The following is a 21,639-nucleotide window of genomic DNA, read 5'->3' as shown; positions in this document are numbered from 1 at the left end:
CAGCCGCGGCCTCCTCAGAACGGCGCCGCGATCTGGGCCGCCATGTGGCCCGCTCCGTAGCCGTTGTCGATGTTGACCACCGCGACGCCGGGGGCGCAGGCGTTGAGCATGGTCAGCAGCGGGGCGAGGCCGCCGAAGGCGGCGCCGTAGCCGACGGAGGTCGGTACGGCCACGACCGGCGCCGCGACCAGCCCGGCCACGACGCCGGGCAGGGCGCCGTCCATGCCGGCGACGACCACGACGGCACGCGCGGCACGCAGCCGGTCGAGCTTGCCGAGGACGCGGTGCAGCCCGGCGACGCCCACGTCCGCCACGAAGTCCGTCTCCCGGCCCAGGTACTCGGCGGTGAGCAGCGCTTCCCTCGCCACGGGGAGGTCGGAGGTGCCGGCGCAGACGACGGTGACCCGGCCGCCGGCCGGGGGCGGCGGCGCGGGCGGCCAGGCGAGCAGCCGGGCCTCCGTGTCGTGGCGGGCGTCGGGGAGTTCGGCCAGGACGGCCTTGGCGTGCGCGTCGTCGGCGCGGGTGAAGAGGGTGACCGGTACCGTGCCGTCGCCCTGCCCGGCGTACCGGTCGCGTATCGCGGCGGCGATGGCGGCGACCTGTGCCGGGGACTTGCCCTCGCAGTAGACGGCTTCGGGGTAGCCGCGCCGCGCGGCCCGGTCGTGGTCCAGCTCGGCGAGGCCGGCGAGGTCCGGTCCGGGCGTGGCGGCGGGTCCCGGCTCGCCGGGCGTGCCCGCCGTGCGGTCGGCCGCGTTCTCAGTCATGGCGGCCGCCTTCCGTGACGCCGACCAGCGGCAGGGTGAAGGCGCCCGACTGGATGCCCGCGAGGTCGACGGCGACCATGCGGAAACCGGCGTCGCGCACCGCGCTCAGCACCGCCTCGCGCAGTTCTCCGGACACGGCCCTGGCGATCTCCGCGACCGGGAGTTCGACCCGCGCCACCTCGCCGTGGTGCCGTACCCGGCAGTCGCTGAACCCCAGCCCCCGCAGCGCCTTCTCGGCCCGTTCGATCTGGCCGAGCTTGGCGGGCGAGACCTCTTCGAAGTGCGGGATGCGGGAGGCCAGGCAGGGCGCGGCCGGCTTGTCGGCACAGGGCAGCCGGAGGGCGCGGGCGAGGCGGCGTACGGCGGCCTTGTCCAGGCCGGCGTCGGCGAGCGGCCGCAGTATGCGGTGGGCGGTGGCGGCCTTGCTGCCGGGCCGGTCGGGGCGGCGGGCGTCGTCGGCGTTCTCCCCGTACGCGACGGCCGCGAGGCCGTGGGCTGCGGCGACCTCGTCGGAGATGCGGGTGAACAGCTCGTCCTTGCAGTGGTAGCAGCGGTCCGGCCCGTTGGCCCGGTAGGCCGCCGACTCCCCTTCGTAGGTGGTGACTTCGACGACCCGGGCGCCGATGAAGGCGGCGACCTCGTGGGCCGCTGCACGTTCGTCGGCGGCGAGGCTGGGCGAGACGCCGAGGACCGCGACGACCTGGTCGGCGCCGAGCGCCCGTACGGCCAGCGCCAGCAGCAGCGAGGAGTCCACGCCGCCGGAGAAGGCGACGCCCAGGGGCGCGGCGCCGCGCAGCAGGGCGGCGACCTCGTCGGCCGCCGCGGCGTCGGAGCCGGTGAGCTCCGGGAGCCGAGGGGGTGTCATGTGCGGTTCCTCATTTCGTGCGGAGCCGGTGCAGGATCTCGCCCGCGTGCGGCACGACCAGGGTGTCCGGATCGCCGGCCGCGAAGGTGCCGGGGTCGATCGCCGCCGGGTCGAGGTGGTTCAGGTTCGCGGCGCGTACGACGTCCTCGGGGATGCCGGTGGCGAGGGTGACGGTGACCCGGCAGCGTTCCTCGCCGGTCTCCGCGTCGTAGGTGCCGGCGCCGCGCAGGTGCGTGGAGTGGGCCAGCACGCCCCAGTGCAGGTGCCGGAAGCGGTCCCACTGCTTGGTGAAGTAGTCCCGGCAGTGGTAGCCGATGTCCGCGATCTCCGGGTGCATGGCGGAGAGTTCGGTGATGTGCGGCGCGTAGAGGACGACCTCACCGCCGTCTGCGACCACCGGCTCCAGCTTGTAGAAGCCCTTGGCGGCGGTCCAGATGTCCTCGTACTTCTCCGGCATGACCGACAGGACGCGCCGCACGGGCGCGTCGAGATAGCGGACGTGGGTCTCGGCGGAGACCTCGGCCGCCGCGGCCCAGGCGGCCTCCGGGGTGCCGAACGCGAGGGAGTGCAGTTCATCGGCGCCGGACCGGACGACCGCGCAGAGGGCGAGCCGGCGGCCCGGGATGAGGGCCGCGGCCTCGTCGATGAGGGCGCGTACGGGCGTGATGCCGCGCGTCCCGATGATGTCGGCGCTGGTGATGAGGGCGCCGAGCCAGTGCGAGAGGTCGATGATCTCCGCGCCCGCGACGCCGGGGAAGAAGTACTTGTTGCCGCCGGAGAAGCCGACGACCTCGTGCGGGAAGACCGGGCCGAGCACGAGGGTGACGTCGTGGTCCACGACCGCGCGGTTCAGCCGGACGTCGACGGCCTGGTGCAGCAGCCCGCCGGACAGCTCCCCGACCCGGTCGGCGGAGATGGTGCCGAGGGAGACGAAGGTGTCCGGGTCCCACCACTCGTGGTTCCGCACGGTCATGCCCGGATAGCGCGCGGCGAGCCCGCCCTCCGGGTAGCCGAGGTGCGTGGCCAGCCGGGCCTCGTCCATGGCGGCGTGGGTGCCCAGCGCGATGAGGACGGTCAGCCGGCTCACCCGCCCGGCGAGCGCGCCGTGCACGGCGGAGAGCAGCAGGGGCAGCGGACAGCTGCGGGTGCCGTCGGGCACCACGACGCAGACGCTCCGCCCGTCCAGGTCCTCGTCGGCGAGCACGCCGGACACGAATTCCGTGACCCGCGCGTCGTCCAGGACCGTGCCGGGTCCTCCGATCCGGGCGGCACCGGCCGCCGCCTCTCCCCCGGCGCCGGCCGCCGGGTGCGCGTTCTCCCTCATGGCGGAACGATCTCCGAGCCCGGCCCCCGGACGCAAGGGTGCTGACCGCCTTGCGCACCGTTCCTGCCCCGGCGGCGCCGCGGCGGGAGCAGGTCGTTAGGCTGCCCCCGTGCATGACGGGGGAAGCAGTGCGGAGCGCGTGACCGCGGAACGCGGGGGCCGGCGGGGGCTGTTCCGGTGGGCGGCCGAGCACCGGCTGCTCGCGTGCGGGGTGGCCGTGGCGGTGCTGGCGGCCGGGGTGGCGGTCCCGCTGGCCGTCGCCGGCGGCGGTGACGGGCCCGGCCCGTGCCACCGGCTGCCCGCCTCGGCGCGTGCCCTCGCCGACGACCCGGCGGCCGCCACGAAGGCCCTCGACCCGGGTGCCGATCTGGCCCGCCTCGGGGCGGCGAAGCAGCTGCTGGCGCACGAGCGGGTGTGCGGCGACGGCGCCCGTGTGCTGGGCCGCGTCGTGACGGCGGCCACCCGCGCGGCGGGTCCCGGCGAGCCGCACACGATGGCGCAGGCACGCAGCGCCTACGCGGTGGCGGCCGCACTGCACGACGTCGACCTGCCCGCCGGCCTGGCCCCTGGTGTGGCCCGGATGGTGGCGGAGTACGTCGTGGACGCGGGCCGGGACAAGATGCTCCACGACGACGACGCGACCGGCCCCGCGGCCCCGCCCGAGGCGGCGCGGCTCGACCGCAGCGGCTATGTGTGGCTGGGGCGGCTGCTCGCGCCCGGTGACGCGCACGCCCTCTTCGAGTACGGCGGCGGGCCTGCGGGCTCCGGCGCGGATATCGAGGGCCTGGTCGCCGAGCTGGCGAAGGACCCGGAGGCGTTCGCGGTCCTCTACGACGCGGAGCGCGCCTACTTCGCGTACTACCTGGAGCACCTGACCCGCGAGGGCGGCGATCCGGATCACCGGGCGACCGGGCGCACGTACGCGACGACCGCGACGACCTGGCCGGACAACGACCTGGAGGACATCGCGGACCGGGTGGGCGACCTGATGAAGTACCGGGCGAAGTACGCCGAGGACGGCACGGTGCCGGACCTGGCCGCGTTCGACGCGCGGGTCCGGGCGCACACTCGGGGCACCTTCCGCCCGGCGTCCCGGCAGCTGCGGTCGCGGGTGCCGATGGGCGACATCGCTGACCGGCCGGCGTCCGGGCCGTTGCGCGGGCCGCTGACCGACGGCCGGTACCAGCTGCAGACGGTGCTGGACCGGTGGGCGCGGCAGCGGCACGTGCCGGAGCGGCGCGCTGCGGCGATGCGGCAGCTGATGGACGACGCGTACGTGCGCGCGCTGTGGCTGACGGTCTGAGCGCCTGCGCCGGCCCCCGGCCCGCCCGTTCGGGCCCGGCCGTCAGGAGGAGTAGCGCAGGCCGGAGCAGCCGTGCCGGCGGGCCTCGTCCTCGGCGAACGCCGTGAGCAGGCGCCGCCGTTCGGCCCTACCGAGGCCGGGGATGTCATCGCCCGCGCTCAGCGCGTAGTTGGCGGCCTCGCCGTCACAGCGCGCGGTGGCCGTCATGGGGCTGCGCTCGCCGTCATGGCTCGCGAGGCGGTTGCTCCAGTCGCCGTACCAGGCCACGAAGGAGAGCTGGTGCGCCGCCCCGCCGGACTGCTCGTCGGTGCCGGAGTACAGGTCGCAGCGGCCGGTGGGGGCCGCGGGGTTGCGCAGGGCGGCGAGCCGCCAGCCGCCGTCGGCCGGCAGTCCTGCGTCGGCCGCCCAGGCGCAGGAGGTGTCCTTCGCGCGGGCGAGCGGCACGGTTTTGGGGTCGTCCTCGATGTCGGCCGGCGGTGTGTCCTTGCCGGGGGCCGTGAGCGGCTTCGCGCCGCAGCCGAGCCGCTGGGAGATGCCGTTGGCGAGCGCGGCGACCGTTCCGTACGCCGCGCCGGGGACGCCGGTGAGCGTGTCGCGGCCCAATGAGGTGCGCATCAGGAGCGTGCGCTGCCGGCCTTCGGCGTCCTTGCCGAGGCCGGGGCAGTCCAGCCGGAGCTGGATCGCGCCGAAGCGGTCGATGAAGCCGGGCAGGCCCTTGGGCAGCGGGGCCTGCCGGGCGAAGCCGCCCTCGGGGAACACCGCCATGAACTCGCGGTCCTGGTCGTCCCTGCGGGTCCAGGCGGCCACGTCGACCAGCCGGTGGTCCCGCACCTCGTCGCCTTCGAGGGTGACCCGGCAGGAGTACGAGCCGAGCCCGGCGGTCCGCCGGGACTCCGCGGACGCCAAGTGCGCGCCGTCGGGCAGCAGTTGGCGTACCGCTTCGCGGGGCAGCGCGCCGTCGCACGCCCGCTGGACCAGTACCTCGTCCCGTATCCAGGGTTCGGCGACGTAGCCGCCCACCCCGAGGACCGCCACCGCGGTCAGGGCCACCTTGATCCAGCGCCGCACATCCGCCCCCGTCGCACCGCCGGCACCGCCGGCCGCTCGCCACTCGTACGGCCGAGACCCTATCCGGTGCCGGCGGTCCCCCTGCGTGCGGCTCGGCGCCGCCCGCCCGGAGGGGCGTGACGGACCGCCGAGCCGCGGGGCGGCTGCCTGCTAGTCCGGCGGCGTGGGGGTGTCCGGGCTGCGGTACATGGCCTGGAGGTCGAGCTCCAGCTTCACCGTCGGGCCGACGACGGCGATGCCGCGCGCGAGCATGCTGCGCCAGTTGAGGGTGTAGTCCTCGCGGTGCAGCTCGGTCTTGGCGAGGGCGGCGCAGCGCAGCTCCTCGCCGTAGCCGCCGTTGACGGCGCCCAGGTAGGTGGTGTCCAGGTTGACGGTGCGGCTGACGCCGTGCATTTCCAGGACGCCCTGCACGACCCACTTCTGGCCGCCCTTGTGGATGAAGCGGGTGGAGGCGAAGTGCAGGTAGGGGTAGTTCTCGACGTCCAGGAAGTCCGCCGAGCGCAGGTGGTTGTCCCGGGTGTTGTTGCCGGTGTTGATGCTCGCCGCCTCGATGCGTACCTCGATGCGCGAGTCCGCCATGTCCGGCGCGACCCGGATGCCGCCCTGGAAGCGGGTGAACCGGCCGTGCACGTTGGCCATGCCGACGTGCTTGGCGATGAACCGGATCGCGGTGTGCGGCGGGTCGAAGAGCCAGGTGCCGGGCTGGGGCAGCTCGGGCGGCTCGGAGGACTCCAGCCGGATCTGGGAGAGCGGCAGGGTCTCGCCCTCGCGGACGTCGATGGTCTGCCGGTTCGGCTGCAGCCCGTCGGCGGAGACCAGGACGCTGTACCGGCCGACGGGCAGCGTCACGAAGAACAGACCGTACGGGTCCGTCGTCAGCTTCGCCACCACCTGCCCGCCGTGTGCCGAGGTGACGGTGACCTCGGCCTGGGGCAGCGGCTCCCCGAGGGGGTCGAGCACCTCACAGTTGAAGGCACCCGCACCCGGGGGGACGGGGTGCAGGAGGCCGGCTCCGCGCGGACCACGGGCGGACCGCTTCCTCCGGAGCAGTGCGATGGGCATGCCATCACCTTTCTTCGCGGTGCATGTCAACAGAACCCCGGTGAAGGGGTCGCAGGAGAGGGGGGTGACGGTGACCAAGACCGTCCCTGCACCCACGATTTCATGCGCGGCACCCTGCCGCGCACCCGCCCCCAGGGCACTGACCTGTGCATATACGGGCGCATGGGCATGAACCACCGGCCCGCGCGGCCGATTCACCCCATGAATTCCGGGCGTCCGGCGCCCGTGTCACCGCCATTGGTCAGTGCACGGAGCGCCGGAGCCGAACGTTCACCCGCTGTGCACCCGCGCGTTACGACGCCGGCTCGCCGGACCCCTGGACCGGCGTCCCCGTGGCGGCCGCCGGGCCGGCCTGCGTTCCGCCGCCCTCCTCCTGCTCCACGTAGCCGTAGACCTCGGGGAGGAGGTAGGTGGCCGCGAGGTAGCCGGTCAGGGAGAGCAGCGAGACGATCACGGTCGCCAGCGGCACGCCCAGTTCGGTGAAGAGGATCGGGAAGAAGAAGATCGACACGAACGAGGCGAGCTTGACGAAGAGGTAGCCGAAGCCGGAGGCGGTGGCCCGGTACCGGCTCGGCGCCACCATCGAGGCGATGGTCATGCCGTTGGACGCGTCCCAGTAGTGGCCCCACATCAGGCCGGCCGCGGCCAGCGGCACCAGGACGTGCCACTCCAGGTGCAGGAAGAGGGCGGCCAGCAGCAGCGAGACGAACGCCATGCCGTAGCCCCAGCGGGCCACCCCGCGGTGGCCGATCCGCGGGGTGATCTGCGGCGCGACGAAGCCTGCCACGGTGGCGATGATGTAGATCGCGCCGGTGACGAAGTTGGTGGCACCGATTCCGGAGACACCGGTGAGTACCAGGATGACCGGCAGATAGAAGGCGAAGGCGGCGAATTCGGCTCCTTGCATCGCGTTGGAGATCCAGGCGAAGACGCTGGCCTTGCGGCGCACCGGGTCCTGCCAGATGCTGGCGAGGAAGTCCCGGGTGCGCGGCCGCTCGATGACGAAGTCCTCGTCCGGCAGCATGTCCAGGTCGTCGTTGAACATCTCCTTGGCGACGGCCTTGGCCTTCCGGAACTTGCCGCGCTGCACGAGCCACAGTGCGGTGTCCGGCACGTCCAGCCGCCCGATGAGCAGCGCGAGCGCGGGCAGCGCGCCGATGCCGAGTCCGATCCGCCACAGCAGGCCGTGGTCCATGCCGCTGAGGTACAGCACGGTGATGACGGCGATCGCGGCGATCTCGCCGAGCCCGAACATGCCCTGCCAGCGGTTGCCCATCACCTCCCGCTTGCCCTTGGGCATGGACTCCATGATGTAGGCGTAACCGGTGGAGATGTCGCTGCCCAGCGGGATGCCGAGCAGGAACCTGACCACCACCAGCTGCCACATGCTGGTCACGAAGGACTGGCTGAGCGCGAGCACCACGAACAGGGTCATCGTGATGATGAAGACCTTGCGGCGGCCGATCCGGTCGGCGACCCAGCCGCCGCCCATGGCCCCGATGAGCGCCCCCAACTGCACGGCGCCGGAGGCCAGTCCGAGCATCGCGGCGCTGGGGTGCAGGTCGTTCTTGACGAACAGCAGCAGGAAGGAGATCGCGTAGAGATCCCACGCCTCGATCAGGATCGTCGAAATCATCAGCCAGCCGGTGCGCCGCCCCGTATCGGTGCCCTGTTTGCTGAGGACGTGCTGTGCTGCGCGATCTGAGAGCTGCCGTATCTCCGCCTGAGTCGGCACGGATTCTCCTGACGTCGGCACGAATGATCCATGGCAAGTCGCCGTTCCGCCTGGCGAAACGTCGTTCAGGGGGGTGGAATATCGGGGGAAGCTAGCCCTAGCCTCGAAGACGTGTCAACGAGTTCTGCACGGGCGGATTCCGGTAAGCCCAACGACGGTGCGGGGCCCCGCAAAGTGCTGCGGCTCATCGAGACGCTGTGCCACGCGCAGGAGCCGCTGCGGCTGGCCGAACTGGCCTCGGGCGCGGCCGTTTCCAAGCCCACGGCCCACCGGCTGCTGGCCACCCTGGTCGCCGAGGGCTGGGCGGTGGCGTACCCGGGCGGGCGGTACGGCATCGGCCCGACCGCCAGCGGCATCGGTGCGGCGGTGGGCCAGGGCCGCCGGCACACCACGGTCGAGGCGGTCCTGGTCGAGCTGCAGGAGCGGATCGGCCAGACCATCCACGTCGGCCTGCGCAGCGGCGACCGCATCGTCTACACGCACAAGGTCGAGGGCGTGCAGCCGTTCGCGTTCCTCTCCCGCGTCGGCATGCAGCAGCCCCTGCACTCCACCGCCATCGGCAAGTGCGTCCTCGCCGGGCTCGACGCGCAGGCGCTGGCCGACCTGGTGGCCCGCACCGGCCTGGAGCGGCGTACGGAACGCACCCTCACCACCCTCGACGCGCTCTCCGCCGAACTGGCCGCCGTACGGGAGCGCGGCTTCGCCCTCGACGACGAGGAGAACGAACCCAACGTGCGCTGCCTCGCGGCCCCGGTCCACACCCCGGACGGCCGCACGGTGGGCGCGGTCAGCGTCTCCACGGTCACCTTCGTCACCGGTCACGACGAGGTGCTGGCGCTGGCGGACGCGGTACGGGACACGGCCCGGCGGGTCGAGTCCGTGATGGCCTGACGCCCGGCACCGCGCCGGGCCCGGCGGAACCGAACCCCCGACGGAAGCGGACGATCTGGAGGAGTCGCATGACGGAAGCGGATGCGGGAGCGCCGCAACGCCCGGCGCGGGTGGCGCTGTTCACCTCGTGCATGGGCGACCTGGCGGCGGGCGGCGCGGCACGCGCCACCGTGGAGGTGCTGGCCGCGATGGGCGTCACGGTGGAGCTGCCGCGCGGCCAGACCTGCTGCGGCCAGCCTGCGCTGAATTCCGGGCACCCGGCCGAGGCCGGCGCGCTGCTCGGCCGCTGGCTTCGGATCTTCGCGCCGTACGACGCGGTGGTCACCCCGTCCGGTTCCTGCGCCGCGTACCTCCACCACCACCTCGGCCGGCTCCGCGCGCCCACTCCGGAGCAGCGCGCGCTGGTCGAACGCACCTATGAGTTCAGCCAGTTCGTCATGGCGTACGGCACCGGGCTGCGACTCCGGCTGCCCGGCTCGGTCACGTACCACGACTCCTGCCACATGGCCCGGACGCTCGGCGAGCGCCGCACGCCGCGCCAACTGCTGGCCCGCATAGAGGGGCTGGAGGTCAGGGAGATGGCGGGCTGCGACACCTGCTGCGGGTTCGGCGGCACCTTCGCCGCGAAGTTCCCCGAGGTGTCGGTGGCGATGGCCGACACCAAGCTCGGCGCGGCAGCGGAGACCGGCACCGACTGGCTGGTCTCGGCGGACCCCGGCTGCCTGCTGCACCTCGGCGGCCGGGCACGCAAGGCGGGCCCTCCGGTGCGTACCCGGCACCTCGCCGAGCTGGTCCGCGACGCGCTCGTCCCGGCGGAGGTGGCCGCATGACCGAGCCGTCCTGTGGCGGCGCCCGCGCGGCCGGGCAGCGCTCCTCCGCCCTCGCGGGCCGCGACCGCATCCGGCCCGACCGGCCCGAGTGGGCGGCCGGCGACATCCCCCCGCACCGCCGCCCGCTGCCGCTGATCACCCGGGACGCGCTGACCGTCCCCACCGCACGCCCCACCCACGACCGCCTCGCGGCGCTCAATGAGGAACGGCACGTCGGCACCTGGACCCCGGAAATCGCCCGGCTCCGGGAACGCGGTGCCGCCATCCGCCGCGAGACCCTGCCCGACCTGGAGAAGTACCTCCAGCAGCTGGCCGGGAACGTCGAGCGGAACGGCGGCGTCGTGCACCGCGCCGCCACCCCGGCCAATGCCCGCTCCGTCATCGAGCGGATCGCCCGCGAGAACGGCGTACGCCTCGCGGTGAAGTCCAAGTCGATGGCCACCGAGGAGATCCACCTCAACTCCCACCTCACCGCGCGGGGCATCGAGGTGGTCGAGACGGACCTGGGCGAGTACATCGTCCAGCTGGCCGACGAGCGGCCCAGCCACATCGTCGGGCCCGCGCTGCACAAGTCCCGGCAGGACGTGGCGGACCTCTTCGGGCAGCTCGCCGGTGAGCCGGTCTCGGGCGAGCCGGAGGACCTGGCGTCCTTCGCGCGCACCCGGCTGCGCGCCGACTTCAAGGCCGCCGACATGGGCATCAGCGGCGTCAACTTCGCCGCGGCCGACACCGGCACCCTCGCCCTCGTCACCAACGAGGGCAACGCCGACATGGTGACCTCGCAGCCGCGCATCCACGTCGCCGTGATGACCGTGGAGAAGGTGATCCCGCGCTTCGCCGACCTCGGCGTCCTCATCCCCCTGCTGTGCGACGCGGCCACCAAGCAGCGCGTCTCCGTCTACCAGACCCTGGTCAACGGGCCCCGCCGGGCGGGCGAGACCGACGGCCCGGAACAGCTGCACCTGGTCATCCTCGACAACGGCCGCACCAAGGCGCTCGGCACCCCGCAGGAAGAAGTGCTCGCCTGCATCCGCTGCGGCAACTGCCAGATCTCCTGCCCGGTGTACCGCACGGTCGGCGGCGGCCATCCGTACAGCGCGGTCTACGGCGGCCCGATCGGGGCCGTGCTGAGCCCGCTGATCGGCGACCCCGGCACCGACTCCGACCTGCCGTTCCTCTCCTCGCTCTGCGGCGCCTGCTACGACGCCTGCCCGGTCAAGATCCCCATCCCCGACCTGCTGGTGAACCTCCGCGCGCAGCACGAACGCGAGCAGCCCGCGGCGCGCACGGCCCGGGCCGGCTGGCGCGCCTGGTCGCTGGCCTGGCGTACGGAGACCGGCTTCCGCCTCACCATGGCGGCGTCCCGGCTGGCCGGCCGGCTGCTCCCGGACCGGCTGCTGGCCCGGCTGCCCGGTCCCGGCCGGGGCTGGGCGAAGGGCCGTGCACTGCCCGCGCTGCGTAGCGCCGGCGCCTTCCGCAGCTGGTTCCGGCAGCACGAGGAGAACAGGGCACGCGACGGGAGGCAGGGATGAACCAGGAGCTGGCGGAGCTGTTCCGGGACCGGCTCGCGGAGGCCGGCGGGCAGGCGGAGCTCGCGGACTCGCACGAGGCGGCGCTGGCGCTGGTCCGGGAGTGGGCGGGCGACCGCCCGGCACTGGTCGACGACCATCCGGACCTGAAGGGGCTGACGGTCGCCGGGGAACGGCCGCACGACCCGTGGGACGCCGAGGTGGGCGTGACCGGTGTCCTGGGTGCCGCGGCCGACACCGGCACCCTCGCGCTCGGCCCGGCGCCCGGCCGCCCGCGCGGCACGGCCGTACTGCCCGGCACGCACCTCGCGGTGGTACCGCTGTCCCGGCTGCACGCCGACTACGCGGCGCTGATCGCGGCGCTCGGCCGGCTCGCCCCCATGCCCTCCGGCTTCCAGCTGGTCACCGGGCCCAGCCGCTCCGGGGACATCGAGTCGGCGATGATCCAGGGCATGCACGGGCCGCGCGCGGTACGGGTGGCGGTGTACCCGGACGCCTGACGTCCCGGCCCCCGGTGCTCCCGTACGGGCAGGTTCGCGTACGGGAGCACCGGAGCGGGCGCAGGTCAGGCAGCGGCGTCGCGGTCCTGCTCGGCCTGCTGCCGCAGCAGCTTCTTGTCCGGCTTGCCGGCGTCCGTCAGCGGCAGCGCGTCGACGAAGGCGACATGGGCCGGCTCGTACATCGCGCCGCGCTCCTCACGCACCCAGGCGCGCAGCTCCTCGGCCTCCAGACCGCTGCCGGGCACGGCCACGACCGCGGCGTGCACCTGCTCCATGTTGTCCTCGTCGCGGACGCCGAAGACGGCGCTCTGCTGCACCTTCGGGTGCGAGTTGAGCAGGTCCTCCAGCTCGGTGGTGTACACGTGGCCGCCGACGACCACGATCATGTCCTTGATCCGGTCGACGACGGTGATGTAGTTCTCCTCGTCGACGAAGCCCACGTCACCGGTGTGCAGCCAGCCGTCCTTGAGGACCTCGGCGGTGAGCTCGGGCTGCTTCCAGTAGCCGGTCATGGTGCCGGCCGAGCGGACGCAGATCTCGCCCAGCTCGCCGGCCGGCAGGTCGCTGCCGTCGGCGTCGCGGATGGCCACCTCCACGCCCGGCAGGATCTTGCCGGCCGAGCGCAGCCGCTCCAGGTTGTCCGGGTCGTGCTCCTCCGCGGGCAGCACGCTGATGCCGCCGGCCTCGTTCTGGCCGTAGAACTGCACGAGCACCTTGCCGAAGCGGCGCACCGCGTCCGCGATCCGCGCGGGCGAGGACTGGCAGCCGCCGTAGGTGAGGGCGCGCAGGCTGGAGAGGTCGCGGCGGTCGGCGTCCGGGTGGTCCATCAGCCGGTAGACCAGCGGCGGCAGCAGGAAGAGGTGGGTGATCCGCTCGCGCTCGATGGTGGCGAGCGCCTCGGCGGGGTCGAAGTCGTCGTGCAGGACGACGGTGCCGCCGCTGAGGAACATCACGTCGGCCAGCATGCCGGCGGCGTGCGCGATGGTGGTGCACACCAGCTGCTTGGGCGTGTAGTCCTGCTCGGTCTGCTCGGGCATCATCCGGCGCATCCGCTGGAGCTGCCGGAACGTGGTGACGATGCCCTTGGGGTGGCCGGTCGTGCCACCGGTGTGCCGGATGGTGCAGATGTCGTCCGGCTGGGCGGGGCTCTCGAACGGCGCGTCGGTCTGCTCGGCGGCGAGCGCCAGCACGTCCTGGCCTATCTCGCGCTTGGCCGGGCCGAGGGTGAGCACGGTCGGCACGGGGGCGCGCTCGGTCAGCTCTGCGGCGCGGTCGGCGAGCCGCGGGTCGACGATCAGGGCGCGGGTCTCGACGTCGCGCACGATGTTGGCCTGCACGTCGGCCGAGAGCTTGTTGTAGAGGTGGTTGACCCGGCAGCCCACGAGGTTGGCGGCGTACCGTGCGGCGATGGCCTCGGGGAGGTTGCCGCTGAGCAGCGTGACGGTGGTGCCGCGCTCGATGCCCTGCGCGGCCATGGCGTGCGCCATGCGGTGCACGAGGCCGCTGAACTGACCGGCCGTCAGCCGGTGGTCGCCGTGCACCAGGAGCTCGCGGTCCGGGTCCGCCGCCAGCGCGTCGAGGTTGTCCTCGACGTACGTGCGGAAGGCGGGCTCGGGCGAACCGTCCTGGTCTGCGTGGGGGGTTGTGGGGGTGGTGGGGTGTACGGCTGCCTCGGCGGGCATGAATCGTCCTTCCTGACACCGGCGCGCGCGTCCCCGCGCCCCGGTGGTGGTACTCCGTTGGTCGGTGGTGCCCGGGGGCCGGTTCGGCGCACGGCGGCGCACCCGGCACAAGTCGTCCCCCGCCGGGTAATTGGTTGCCCCAGACAACCAATTACCCATGCTAACGCTCCACCCCGCCGCCCCGCACATCGCAATCCACTCGATCCAGGCACTTGACCCCCTCTTTTCCTTTCTTTTCCTTGACCGTTCCCCGGAGTGGCCTTCCCTTCCTGCGCCGTTCGGGCGCCCGACGGGCACCGCCACCGGCCGCGCAGGGCGCCGGAACCGGCACCGCGACGACCGCCGGACGACGGCCCGGCAACCGCTGGATAGCGGCAGGCGGATCGGGAAGGATGGCCCCGCGCCCCGGGCCGCCCGCCGGCCCGCTCCCCCGCCGGAAAGGACACCGTCATGCCCCAACAGGCCGCCGAGCAGCTCGTCGTCACGCGCGCGACCCCGGAGGAGTGGACCCTCGTCAGCGAGTGGGCCGCGGCCGAGGGCTGGAACCCCGGCCTCGCCGACGCGGCCTGCTTCTTCACCCAGGACCCCGACGGCTTCTTCCTCGGCCGCATCGACGGCGAGCCGGTCTCCGCCATCTCGGTCGTCAACTACAGCCCGGACTACGCCTTCCTCGGCTTCTACCTGGTCCGCCCCGACCAGCGCGGCCGCGGCCACGGCCTCGCGACCTGGAAGGCCGCGCTCGCCCACGCCGGGGAGCGCACCGTCGGCCTGGACGGGGTGCCGGCCCAGCAGGACAACTACCGCCGCTCCGGCTTCGAACTCGCCTACCGCACCAGCCGCTACGCCGGCACCGCACCCACCGGCCACGCTCCGGCCCCGACGGGCGTCGTCCCGGCCGAGGCCGCGGGGCTGGAAGCGGTCCTCGGGTACGACAGTGCCTGCTACCCCGCCGACCGTCCGCAGTTCCTGCGCCACTGGCTCACCGCCGACGGCCACCGGGCACTCGCCCGGGTGGCGGACGGCCGGGTGACCGGTTACGGCGTGATCCGGCCGGGCCGCGACGCCCACCGCGTCGGCCCGCTCTTCGCGGACACCGCCGAGGACGCGCGCGCCCTGCTCGACGCACTCACCGCGGACCTCGACGGCGCGCCCTTCGCGGTGGACGTTCCCGAGGCCAACCCGGAGGCGGTGGCGCTGGCGAAGTCGCTCGGCCTCACCCCGTCCTTCGACACGGCCCGCATGTACACCGGCCCCGTACGCCCCGTGGCCACGGGCCGGGTCTTCGGCGTGACGACCCTGGAACTGGGGTGAGGCCCGCCGGCCGGACCGTCGCGCTCCCCTTGAATTGACCATACGTTCGAATACTTCGCCGGGCGGAACGCAAGATCACCCGATAGCGTGGCAAGCCGGACAAGCCTCCGCGGTCGCGGGGGCATCCTCGACGAGGAACAACGGAGGAAGGCAGGCCATGGCCGGTACACCTGAGGGCACGCCCATCTGGCTCGACGCTTCGTTCCCCGACCTGGCGGCCGCGAAGTCCTTCTACGGCGAAGTACTGGGGTGGACCTTCGGCGAGAGCGCCGAGGAGTACGGCAACTACACCCAGGCGTTCTCCGGCGGGAAGGCGGTCGCCGGCCTCGCACCGCAGATGCCGGGCCAGGGCGACTGGCCGACCGCGTGGTTCCTCTTCTTCGCCACGGACGACGTACAGGCCGGCACGGAGCGGATCCGCGCGCACGGCGGCCGTACGGTCATGGAGCCGATGGCCGTCGGCGACTTCGGCCGGATGACGGTCGCCGCCGACCCCGGCGGCGTCGTCTTCGGCCTCTGGGAGCCCGGCACCCACCGGGGCTTCGAGAAGCAGGGCGAGCCCGGTGCGTACTGCTGGGCCGAGGTCACCACCCGCGAGCCGGAGAAGGCCGACGCGTTCTTCCCCGCCCTCTTCGGCTACGACGTGAAGCGGATGGAGGACGACGCGATCGACTTCGCGGTGTACGAGCTGGGCGGCACCACCGCCATCGGCCGGATGAAGATGACCGAGGACTTCCCGGCCGAGCTGCCGTCGCACATCAACCCGTACTTCGCCGTCGAGGACTGCGACGAGGCGATCGCGAAGGTCAGGAAGCTCGGCGGCCAGGTGCACTTCGGCCCGCACGACAGCCCGTTCGGCCGCTTCGCCGCGGTCTCCGACCCGCAGGGCGCGGGCTTCTCGGTGATCGACCTGCACACCACGAAGGGCGAGATGCCGAAGCTCTCCTGAGGCGCCGTCCTGGGCTCTGGCCGGGGCCCTCCCCCTGTGCCGGGCGCCGCACGGCACCCGGCACAGGGGCATTGCCCTCACCGCGTCGAACTCACCGCACCGAACTCACTGCACCGAGCTCACCACGTCGGGCTCACCGCACCGAATTCACCGCATCGATGCGAGCGCGGCCCTCAGACGGTCCGTCACCGCCGCCGGCCGCTCCACGTTCATCAGGTGCCCCGCGTCCGGGATCTCCTCGTACGTCACCTCGCAGGGCGCGGCCGCCAGCCCGTCGAGCATGATGTCGGCGGCCCGGCGCGGACAGAAGGTGTCCTGCGCGGCGCCGACCACCACGACGGGGCACTTCACGGCGGCGAGCTGCGGGGTGAGCGGCCGCTCGCGCAGCCCGGCCATCGCGGCGGCCGCGTTGGCGTAGCCGCCGCCGTCCCCGATCGCCGCCATCCGCCGCGCGGTCACCGCGTCCACGTCACCGTCCGTGCCGTACAGCGCGGCCACCGTGTCGGCCCGCATCGCCGACGCGAGCCGCTGCCGGTCACCGCCGCGCACCAGCGCGATCCGCTCCTCGTAGAACTCCACGGCGGCCTTCCCGACCACCGTGGACGTGCCGAACACCACGGCACCCGTGACCAGTTCGGGAGCGGCGGCCGCAGCGGACAGCACGACGGTGCCGCCCAGTGAGAACCCGGCGCACACCGCGGGACCCGTCACCTCGCGCAGGAACGCCAGCAGGTCGTCCCGGAGCTGCGCCAGGCTCCCCTCGGCCTCGCCCAGCCCGCTCCCGCCGTGTCCGCGCAGGTCGTACGCGTACGTCCGCCATCCCGTGAGCTCCGCCTGCTGCCGTTCCCATGCACCGCCGTCCTCCCCCAGCCCGTGCACCAGCACCACGGCGGGCCCGCTCCCCGCCGCCCGGTACCGCACGTCGATGCCGTTCAGCCGGACGTCGCCGCCGGCCGGTGCCTGTGTCATCGCACGCCTTCTCTCTCCTCGTCGCCACGCTTCTTGCTTTGGCCAACTTTCCGCCAAGAGTGCAGAAAAATCATCGGCGGGGTGCGGTGTGACGGGGAGATCTCTGGCTGACTGGCTGCGGATGCGTGCATGACAGAAAGATCCCGCACGCCGAGGCCCGGGAGGAGACCGCCCTGATGTCGCTGGCGTCCGTGAAGACGGTGGCGGTCGTGGCGGTCCTGCCGGTGCTGGCGGTCGTGGCGGCGGTGAGTGCCGTGGTGGCCGTTCTCGGCGGGCTCCTGGCCCCGGCGGACGGCCACGGCACCACGGCCGGGCGAAACGGTACGCCGGCCGCCGCCGACGGGCTGCGCCACACGGCCGTCGCGGTGTCGCCCGGCGCGTGCGGCACCGGCTGGGACCGGCCGCGCGCCGGGCTCCAGGTCTTCGACCTGCGCAACACCGGCACCGCACCCACCGAGGTGTACCTCGAGGACCTGGCGACCGGCGCGGTGCACGGCGAGGCCGAGGGGCTGGCGCCGGGCGCGGAGCGGGCGCTCCGCGCCGACCTGGGCGGCGGCACGTACGCGTTCACCTGCATCCCTGACGATGCGTCAGCGGTGCGCGGGCCGGCGCGCAGGGTGCCGGGCGCCGCGGGGCACGGCGGGCCGGCCGCCGTGCCGGTCAGCGTGCACGACCTGATCCCGCCGACGCTGGACTACCAGCGGTGGGTCACGGCGCGGATGGGCGAACTGGTGCGGCGGACCGACGCGCTGGCGGACGCCGTCGACCGCGGCGACCTGCGCCGGGCGCGCACCGCCTGGCTGACAGCGCACCTGGTGTACGAGCGGATGGGCGCGGCCTACGGCACGTTCGGGGACGCCGACACCGCCCTCAACGGCACCACGGCCGGGCTCGCGCACGGCGTGCACGACCGCGGCTTCACCGGCTTCCACCGCGTCGAGTACGGGCTGTGGCACGGCGAGTCGGCGGCCGGTCTGCGCGGCCCCGTGAAGCGGCTGGCCACGGACGTACGGGCGTTGCGGCGGGACTGGGCCGACGCCCGGATGGACCCGCTCGACACGGGCCTGCGCGCCCACGAAATCCTGGAGAACACCGTGCAGTTCGAGCTGACCGGCCGTACGGACTACGGCAGCGGCACCGGCCTCGCCACCGCACGCGCCAACCTCGACGGCACCCGCGCCGTACTGGACCGGCTGCGCCCTCTGCTCACCTCTCGCACACCCGGCCTCCCGGGCATCGAACGGGCGATGACGCGGGCCCGGAAGCAGCTGGACCAGTACGAGGACGGCGGCGCGGGCGGCCGATGGGTACCGCTCGACCGGCTGTCCCGTACTCAGCGGGAGAAGCTGAACGGCACCTTCGGCGACCTCGTCGAACGCCTGGCGGAGGTGGCCGCGGTACTCGACGTCCGGAGGACGGGGTCGTGACGGGCAGGGGGGCCGGCGGGCGAGCGGGGGACGGGGACCGGGAGCGGGGCGGGGGCCGGGCGTCGGACGGCCGCGCGCGGGACGGGGACCTGGCGCGGAACGAGGGCCGGGCTCTGGACGAGGGTTCGGCGCGGGACGGGGGCCTGGCGCGGCGGCGGTTCTTGTACGGGGCGGCGGCCGGGATCGGTGGGGCGGCAGCGGGCGGTGCGGCCGTCGCGGCCACGGGCGGTGCGGCCGCTGACGGTGGCGACCGGACCACCGGCCGGAGTGGACCGGCAGCCGCGGACGGTACGGCGTCGGCCGGCCCCGTCCCCTTCCACGGCCGCCACCAGGCCGGCATCCTCACCCCGCCGCAGCGCAGCACCGCCTTCGTGGCCTTCGACGTCCTGGCGGAGAGCCGGAACGAGCTGGCCGAGGCGCTGCGCACGCTCACCGAGCGCGCCCGCTTCCTGACCGGCGGCGGCGCGCCCGCGCCCGTCGGCATCACCGCGCCGCCCTCCGACTCCGGGGTGCTCGGGCCCGACGTACCGCCCACCGGGCTCACCGTCACCGTGGGCGTCGGCGCCTCCCTCTTCGACGACCGGTACGGGCTGGCCGCGCGGAAGCCGTGGCGGTTGCGGGCCATGGAGACCTTCCCCGACGACGACCTGCGCCCCGAGTGGTGCCACGGCGACCTGAGCGTGCAGCTCTGCGCGCCGGAGACGGACGCCGTGCTGCACGGGCTGCGTGACCTCGCCCGGCACACCCGCGGGGCGCTGCAGGTGCGCTGGCGGCTCGACGGCTTCTCCTCGCCGCCGCGGCCGTCCGGTACGCCGCGCAACCTGATGGGCTTCAAGGACGGCACGGCCAACCCGTCCGTGCGCGACCGGCGGGCGATGGACCGGCTGGTGTGGGTCGGGCGCGGCACCGGCGAGCCGGAGTGGGCGGCGGGCGGCAGCTACCAGGCCGTACGGCTGATCCGGATGCTGGTGGAGTTCTGGGACCGGGTCTCGCTCACCGAGCAGGAGCGGATGTTCGGGCGCAGCCGGGACACCGGAGCGCCGCTCGACGGCACGCACGAGCACGACACACCCCGGTACGCGCTGGATCCCAAGGGCGACTCCATCCCGCTCGACGCGCACATCCGGCGGGCCAATCCGCGCGCCCTCGACACCGAGGACCAGCGCCTGCTGCGTCGCGCGTACAACTACGACCGGGGCACGGACGCCAACGGCAACCTCGACATGGGGCTGCTGTTCTGCTGCTACCAGCAGGACCTGGAGCGGCAGTTCGTCACGGTGCAGAAGCGGCTGGCGGGCGAGCCGCTGACCGACTACATCATCCCGTTCGGCGGCGGCTACTTCTTCGCGCTGCCGGGCGTGCGGGACCGCCACGACTGGCTGGGGAGGACGCTGCTCGCCTGAGGGCGCGGCACGGCTCCGGACCGCGAGGTCACTCCGACGGAAGGGGACAGGCGATGGGCAGGGCAGGGAAAGCGGCACGTCGGCCGGGCGGCCGGCGCGGCGCCAGGTGGGCGGCGCTGCTCGGGGCGGCGGCCCTCGGCGTGTGCGGGGCGGCCGCACCGGCGGGAGCGGCCCCGGCCGGCGGCGGACACGGAGGGCACACCGGACACGGCGGGCACAGCGCACACGGCGGCACCGCCACGCCCGTCAAGCACCTGGTCGTGATCTTCGACGAGAACATCTCCTTCGACCACTACTTCGCGACGTACCCCGAGGCCGCGAACACCGACGGCACCACGTTCACGCCGGCCGAGGACACCCCCAAGGACATCGACAACCTCCGCACGGCCGGGCTCCTGACGAAGAATCCCAACCAGTACCGGCCCAAGCGGCTCACTCCCGACCAGGCGATGACCTGCGACCAGAAGCACGACTACAGCCCCGAGCAGTACGCGTACCACGGCGGCAGGGCCGACCGGTTCGTGGAGAACACCGACTCGGGCAAGTGCTCCGGCGGCCTGTTCGGCGAGCCGGGCCTGGTCATGGACTACTACGACGGCAACACCGTCACCGCGCTGTGGAACTACGCACAGCACTACGCGCTCGGCGACCGCTCCTTCAGCTCCACGTACGGCCCGTCCACCCCCGGCGCCATCAACCTGGTGTCCGGCCAGACCCACGGCATCGTCACCATCGACCCCGCCTCCGGCACCGAACACCCCCGGCAGACCGACAAGCCGGACCCCGGCGTGGTCTCCTCGCCGGACGCCAAGGGCGTCGGCACGATGACGGCCGACCCCGACCCGGCGTACGACGACTGCTCGGACAAGGACCACACCGGCAAGAACAACCTCGGCGAGATGACCGGCCGCACCATCGGCGACCTGCTCAACGCCCGGCACGTCACCTGGGGATGGTTCCAGGGCGGCTTCCGGCCCGGCACGGCGTGGGACGGCAAGAAGGGGCACTACGCGCAGTGCGCGAGCGTCACCCACACCAACGCCGGCGGCCAGGCCGTCGAGGACTACAGCCCGCACCACAACCCCTTCGCGTACTACCGGTCCACCGCCAACCCGCACCACCTGGCGCCCCGCGGCGTCACCGAGATCGGCCACGCGGGCCGCGCCAACCACAACTACGACCTCACCGACCTGCACGCCGCACTGAAGGCCCGCACCCTCCCGGCCGTCAGCTTCGTGAAGGCACCCGCGTACCAGGACGCGCACGCCGGCTACTCCTCCCCCACCGACGAGCAGCACTTCCTCATCGACGAGATCAACCGCATCCAGAAGTCCGCGCAGTGGAAGGACACCGCGATCGTCGTGGCGTACGACGACTCCGACGGCTGGTACGACCACGCGTACGCGAAGCCGCAGAACGGGTCGGAGGACGGCACCCCCAACGACAACGGCCGGCCGACCGACGCGGCGGCCTGCCGCGCGGCCCCGCCGGCCGCCGGCGGCTACGCCGACCGCTGCGGCCCCGGCCCGCGCCAGCCGCTGCTGGTCATCTCCCCGTACAGCAAGGTCAACCACATCGACCACACACCGACCGAGCAGACCTCGATCACGAAGTTCATCGAGGACAACTGGCACACCGGCCGCCTCGGCGACGCCTCCTTCGACACCCGCGCCAACCCGCTGACCTCCATGTTCGACTTCACCCACCCGAACAACAAGCAGGTACTCCTGCGCCCGGACGGCTCGGTCGCCTCGGTCGGCCCCATCCCCCGGCCCCGCCCGGCCGCCGCCCCGAACACGGCGAGCACGGGCAACGCGGGAACCGCACCGAACACCATCTCCCCACACGCCGACCAGTCCTCCTCGCCCCTCCCCCTCCTCCCCACCGGCCTCGGCGCCGCCGCACTGGCCGTCGGCGTGGGCAGCACGGTTTACGCCGTACGCCGCCGCTCCCGCACCCACAAGCCGGTCACGCACGGAGGCCGGTGAGCGTACGCAGAAGGGGCCGTCCGAGGACGGCCCCTTCTG

Annotated in this window: 18 protein-coding genes; 10 read left to right on the top strand and 8 right to left on the bottom strand. The window is 73.6% G+C overall.

The genetic code is table 11. The annotated features are described in order from the left end of the window. Positions 1–14 precede the first annotated feature (14 nt). Genes larB through C3486_RS15435 form a run of 3 tightly spaced genes read right to left on the bottom strand, consistent with a single transcriptional unit; the run spans position 15 to position 2,953 of the window. A complete protein-coding gene (gene larB, locus C3486_RS15445; RefSeq protein WP_103833274.1) occupies positions 15–764 on the bottom strand; it encodes a nickel pincer cofactor biosynthesis protein LarB in 750 nt (249 codons plus the stop codon). Further along, on the bottom strand, positions 757–1,629 hold the full coding sequence (gene larE, locus C3486_RS15440; RefSeq protein WP_103833273.1) for an ATP-dependent sacrificial sulfur transferase LarE: 873 nt from the start codon (positions 1,627–1,629) through the stop codon (positions 757–759). The genes larB and larE overlap by 8 nt, the downstream gene beginning before the upstream one ends. 10 nt (positions 1,630–1,639) lie before the next feature. Next, positions 1,640–2,953 carry a lactate racemase domain-containing protein gene (locus C3486_RS15435; protein WP_103833272.1) on the bottom strand — a complete coding sequence of 438 codons (1,314 nt, stop codon included), beginning with the start codon at positions 2,951–2,953 and terminating at the stop codon, positions 1,640–1,642. Positions 2,954–3,092: 139 nt separating this feature from the next. On the opposite strand from C3486_RS15435, the gene C3486_RS15430 reads away from it, so the two are divergent. Continuing rightward, on the top strand, positions 3,093–4,256 hold the full coding sequence (locus C3486_RS15430; protein ID WP_103833271.1) for a hypothetical protein: 1,164 nt from the start codon (positions 3,093–3,095) through the stop codon (positions 4,254–4,256). Between the two features lie 42 nt (positions 4,257–4,298). On the opposite strand, the gene C3486_RS15425 is transcribed toward C3486_RS15430, so the two are convergent. The 3 genes from C3486_RS15425 to C3486_RS15415 all read right to left on the bottom strand — a co-directional run bounded on the left by C3486_RS15425 (position 4,299) and on the right by C3486_RS15415 (position 8,121). Continuing rightward, a complete protein-coding gene (locus C3486_RS15425; protein ID WP_103833270.1) occupies positions 4,299–5,324 on the bottom strand; it encodes a hypothetical protein in 1,026 nt (341 codons plus the stop codon). A gap of 150 nt (positions 5,325–5,474) precedes the next feature. Then, on the bottom strand, positions 5,475–6,386 hold the full coding sequence (locus C3486_RS15420; protein WP_103833269.1) for a YceI family protein: 912 nt from the start codon (positions 6,384–6,386) through the stop codon (positions 5,475–5,477). A gap of 292 nt (positions 6,387–6,678) precedes the next feature. After that, positions 6,679–8,121, bottom strand: a complete 1,443-nt coding sequence (locus C3486_RS15415) for an MFS transporter (RefSeq protein ID WP_219822227.1) — start codon at positions 8,119–8,121, stop codon at positions 6,679–6,681. A 111-nt stretch (positions 8,122–8,232) separates the two neighbouring features. Here C3486_RS15415 and C3486_RS15410 point away from each other — a divergent pair, with 111 nt between their 5' ends. From C3486_RS15410 to C3486_RS15395, 4 genes are all read left to right on the top strand, one after another. Further along, positions 8,233–9,012, top strand: a complete 780-nt coding sequence (locus tag C3486_RS15410) for an IclR family transcriptional regulator (RefSeq protein WP_181138562.1) — start codon at positions 8,233–8,235, stop codon at positions 9,010–9,012. A gap of 68 nt (positions 9,013–9,080) precedes the next feature. Then, positions 9,081–9,842, top strand: coding sequence for a (Fe-S)-binding protein (locus C3486_RS15405; RefSeq protein ID WP_103833266.1), 762 nt, complete (start codon positions 9,081–9,083; stop codon positions 9,840–9,842). Next, entirely contained in the window at positions 9,839–11,374 is a 1,536-nt protein-coding gene (locus C3486_RS15400) for a lactate utilization protein B (protein WP_103833265.1), read from the top strand. The genes C3486_RS15405 and C3486_RS15400 overlap by 4 nt, the downstream gene beginning before the upstream one ends. Next, positions 11,371–11,871, top strand: coding sequence for an LUD domain-containing protein (locus tag C3486_RS15395; protein ID WP_103833264.1), 501 nt, complete (start codon positions 11,371–11,373; stop codon positions 11,869–11,871). The genes C3486_RS15400 and C3486_RS15395 overlap by 4 nt, the downstream gene beginning before the upstream one ends. Positions 11,872–11,936: 65 nt before the next feature. On the opposite strand, the gene C3486_RS15390 is transcribed toward C3486_RS15395, so the two are convergent. Further along, positions 11,937–13,553 (bottom strand): AMP-binding protein, encoded by a 1,617-nt coding sequence (locus C3486_RS15390; RefSeq protein ID WP_103833263.1) that lies wholly within the window; start codon positions 13,551–13,553, stop codon positions 11,937–11,939. 450 nt (positions 13,554–14,003) lie between these two features. On the opposite strand from C3486_RS15390, the gene C3486_RS15385 reads away from it, so the two are divergent. Together C3486_RS15385 and C3486_RS15380 are read left to right on the top strand one after the other, a co-directional pair. Continuing rightward, on the top strand, positions 14,004–14,864 hold the full coding sequence (locus C3486_RS15385; protein WP_103833262.1) for a GNAT family N-acetyltransferase: 861 nt from the start codon (positions 14,004–14,006) through the stop codon (positions 14,862–14,864). A gap of 157 nt (positions 14,865–15,021) precedes the next feature. Then, positions 15,022–15,813, top strand: coding sequence for a VOC family protein (locus C3486_RS15380; RefSeq protein ID WP_103833261.1), 792 nt, complete (start codon positions 15,022–15,024; stop codon positions 15,811–15,813). 147 nt (positions 15,814–15,960) lie between these two features. On the opposite strand, the gene C3486_RS15375 is transcribed toward C3486_RS15380, so the two are convergent. Further along, positions 15,961–16,782, bottom strand: a complete 822-nt coding sequence (locus C3486_RS15375) for an alpha/beta fold hydrolase (RefSeq protein WP_103833260.1) — start codon at positions 16,780–16,782, stop codon at positions 15,961–15,963. A gap of 176 nt (positions 16,783–16,958) precedes the next feature. On the opposite strand from C3486_RS15375, the gene C3486_RS15370 reads away from it, so the two are divergent. The 3 genes from C3486_RS15370 to C3486_RS15360 all read left to right on the top strand — a co-directional run bounded on the left by C3486_RS15370 (position 16,959) and on the right by C3486_RS15360 (position 21,600). Continuing rightward, complete coding sequence (locus C3486_RS15370) at positions 16,959–18,209, top strand: EfeM/EfeO family lipoprotein (protein WP_181138564.1); 1,251 nt, start codon at positions 16,959–16,961, stop codon at positions 18,207–18,209. A 143-nt stretch (positions 18,210–18,352) separates the two neighbouring features. Further along, on the top strand, positions 18,353–19,612 hold the full coding sequence (gene efeB, locus C3486_RS15365; RefSeq protein WP_258052802.1) for an iron uptake transporter deferrochelatase/peroxidase subunit: 1,260 nt from the start codon (positions 18,353–18,355) through the stop codon (positions 19,610–19,612). A gap of 53 nt (positions 19,613–19,665) precedes the next feature. Further along, positions 19,666–21,600 (top strand): phospholipase C, encoded by a 1,935-nt coding sequence (locus C3486_RS15360; protein WP_103833257.1) that lies wholly within the window; start codon positions 19,666–19,668, stop codon positions 21,598–21,600. The last annotated feature ends 39 nt before the right edge of the window (positions 21,601–21,639 follow it).

It is taken from the genome of Streptomyces sp. Ru73 (assembly GCF_002920575.1).
Classification (GTDB): Bacteria; Actinomycetota; Actinomycetes; order Streptomycetales; family Streptomycetaceae; genus Streptomyces.
The sequence above is the reverse complement of the archived record's forward strand: the minus strand, read 5'-3'. Positions and strand labels throughout refer to the sequence as shown.

Excerpts from the sequence above, each read along its gene's own strand:
- larB (WP_103833274.1), bottom strand. The coding sequence starts at position 764 with ATGACTGAGAACGCGGCCGACCGCACGGCGGGCACGCCCGGCGAGCCG.
- larE (WP_103833273.1), bottom strand. The coding sequence starts at position 1,629 with ATGACACCCCCTCGGCTCCCGGAGCTCACCGGCTCCGACGCCGCGGCG.
- C3486_RS15435 (WP_103833272.1), bottom strand. The coding sequence starts at position 2,953 with ATGAGGGAGAACGCGCACCCGGCGGCCGGCGCCGGGGGAGAGGCGGCG.
- C3486_RS15420 (WP_103833269.1), bottom strand. The coding sequence starts at position 6,386 with ATGCCCATCGCACTGCTCCGGAGGAAGCGGTCCGCCCGTGGTCCGCGC.
- C3486_RS15405 (WP_103833266.1), top strand. The coding sequence starts at position 9,081 with ATGACGGAAGCGGATGCGGGAGCGCCGCAACGCCCGGCGCGGGTGGCG.
- C3486_RS15400 (WP_103833265.1), top strand. The coding sequence starts at position 9,839 with ATGACCGAGCCGTCCTGTGGCGGCGCCCGCGCGGCCGGGCAGCGCTCC.
- C3486_RS15395 (WP_103833264.1), top strand. The coding sequence starts at position 11,371 with ATGAACCAGGAGCTGGCGGAGCTGTTCCGGGACCGGCTCGCGGAGGCC.
- C3486_RS15390 (WP_103833263.1), bottom strand. The coding sequence starts at position 13,553 with ATGCCCGCCGAGGCAGCCGTACACCCCACCACCCCCACAACCCCCCAC.
- C3486_RS15385 (WP_103833262.1), top strand. The coding sequence starts at position 14,004 with ATGCCCCAACAGGCCGCCGAGCAGCTCGTCGTCACGCGCGCGACCCCG.
- C3486_RS15380 (WP_103833261.1), top strand. The coding sequence starts at position 15,022 with ATGGCCGGTACACCTGAGGGCACGCCCATCTGGCTCGACGCTTCGTTC.
- C3486_RS15375 (WP_103833260.1), bottom strand. The coding sequence starts at position 16,782 with ATGACACAGGCACCGGCCGGCGGCGACGTCCGGCTGAACGGCATCGAC.
- C3486_RS15370 (WP_181138564.1), top strand. The coding sequence starts at position 16,959 with ATGTCGCTGGCGTCCGTGAAGACGGTGGCGGTCGTGGCGGTCCTGCCG.
- C3486_RS15360 (WP_103833257.1), top strand. The coding sequence starts at position 19,666 with ATGGGCAGGGCAGGGAAAGCGGCACGTCGGCCGGGCGGCCGGCGCGGC.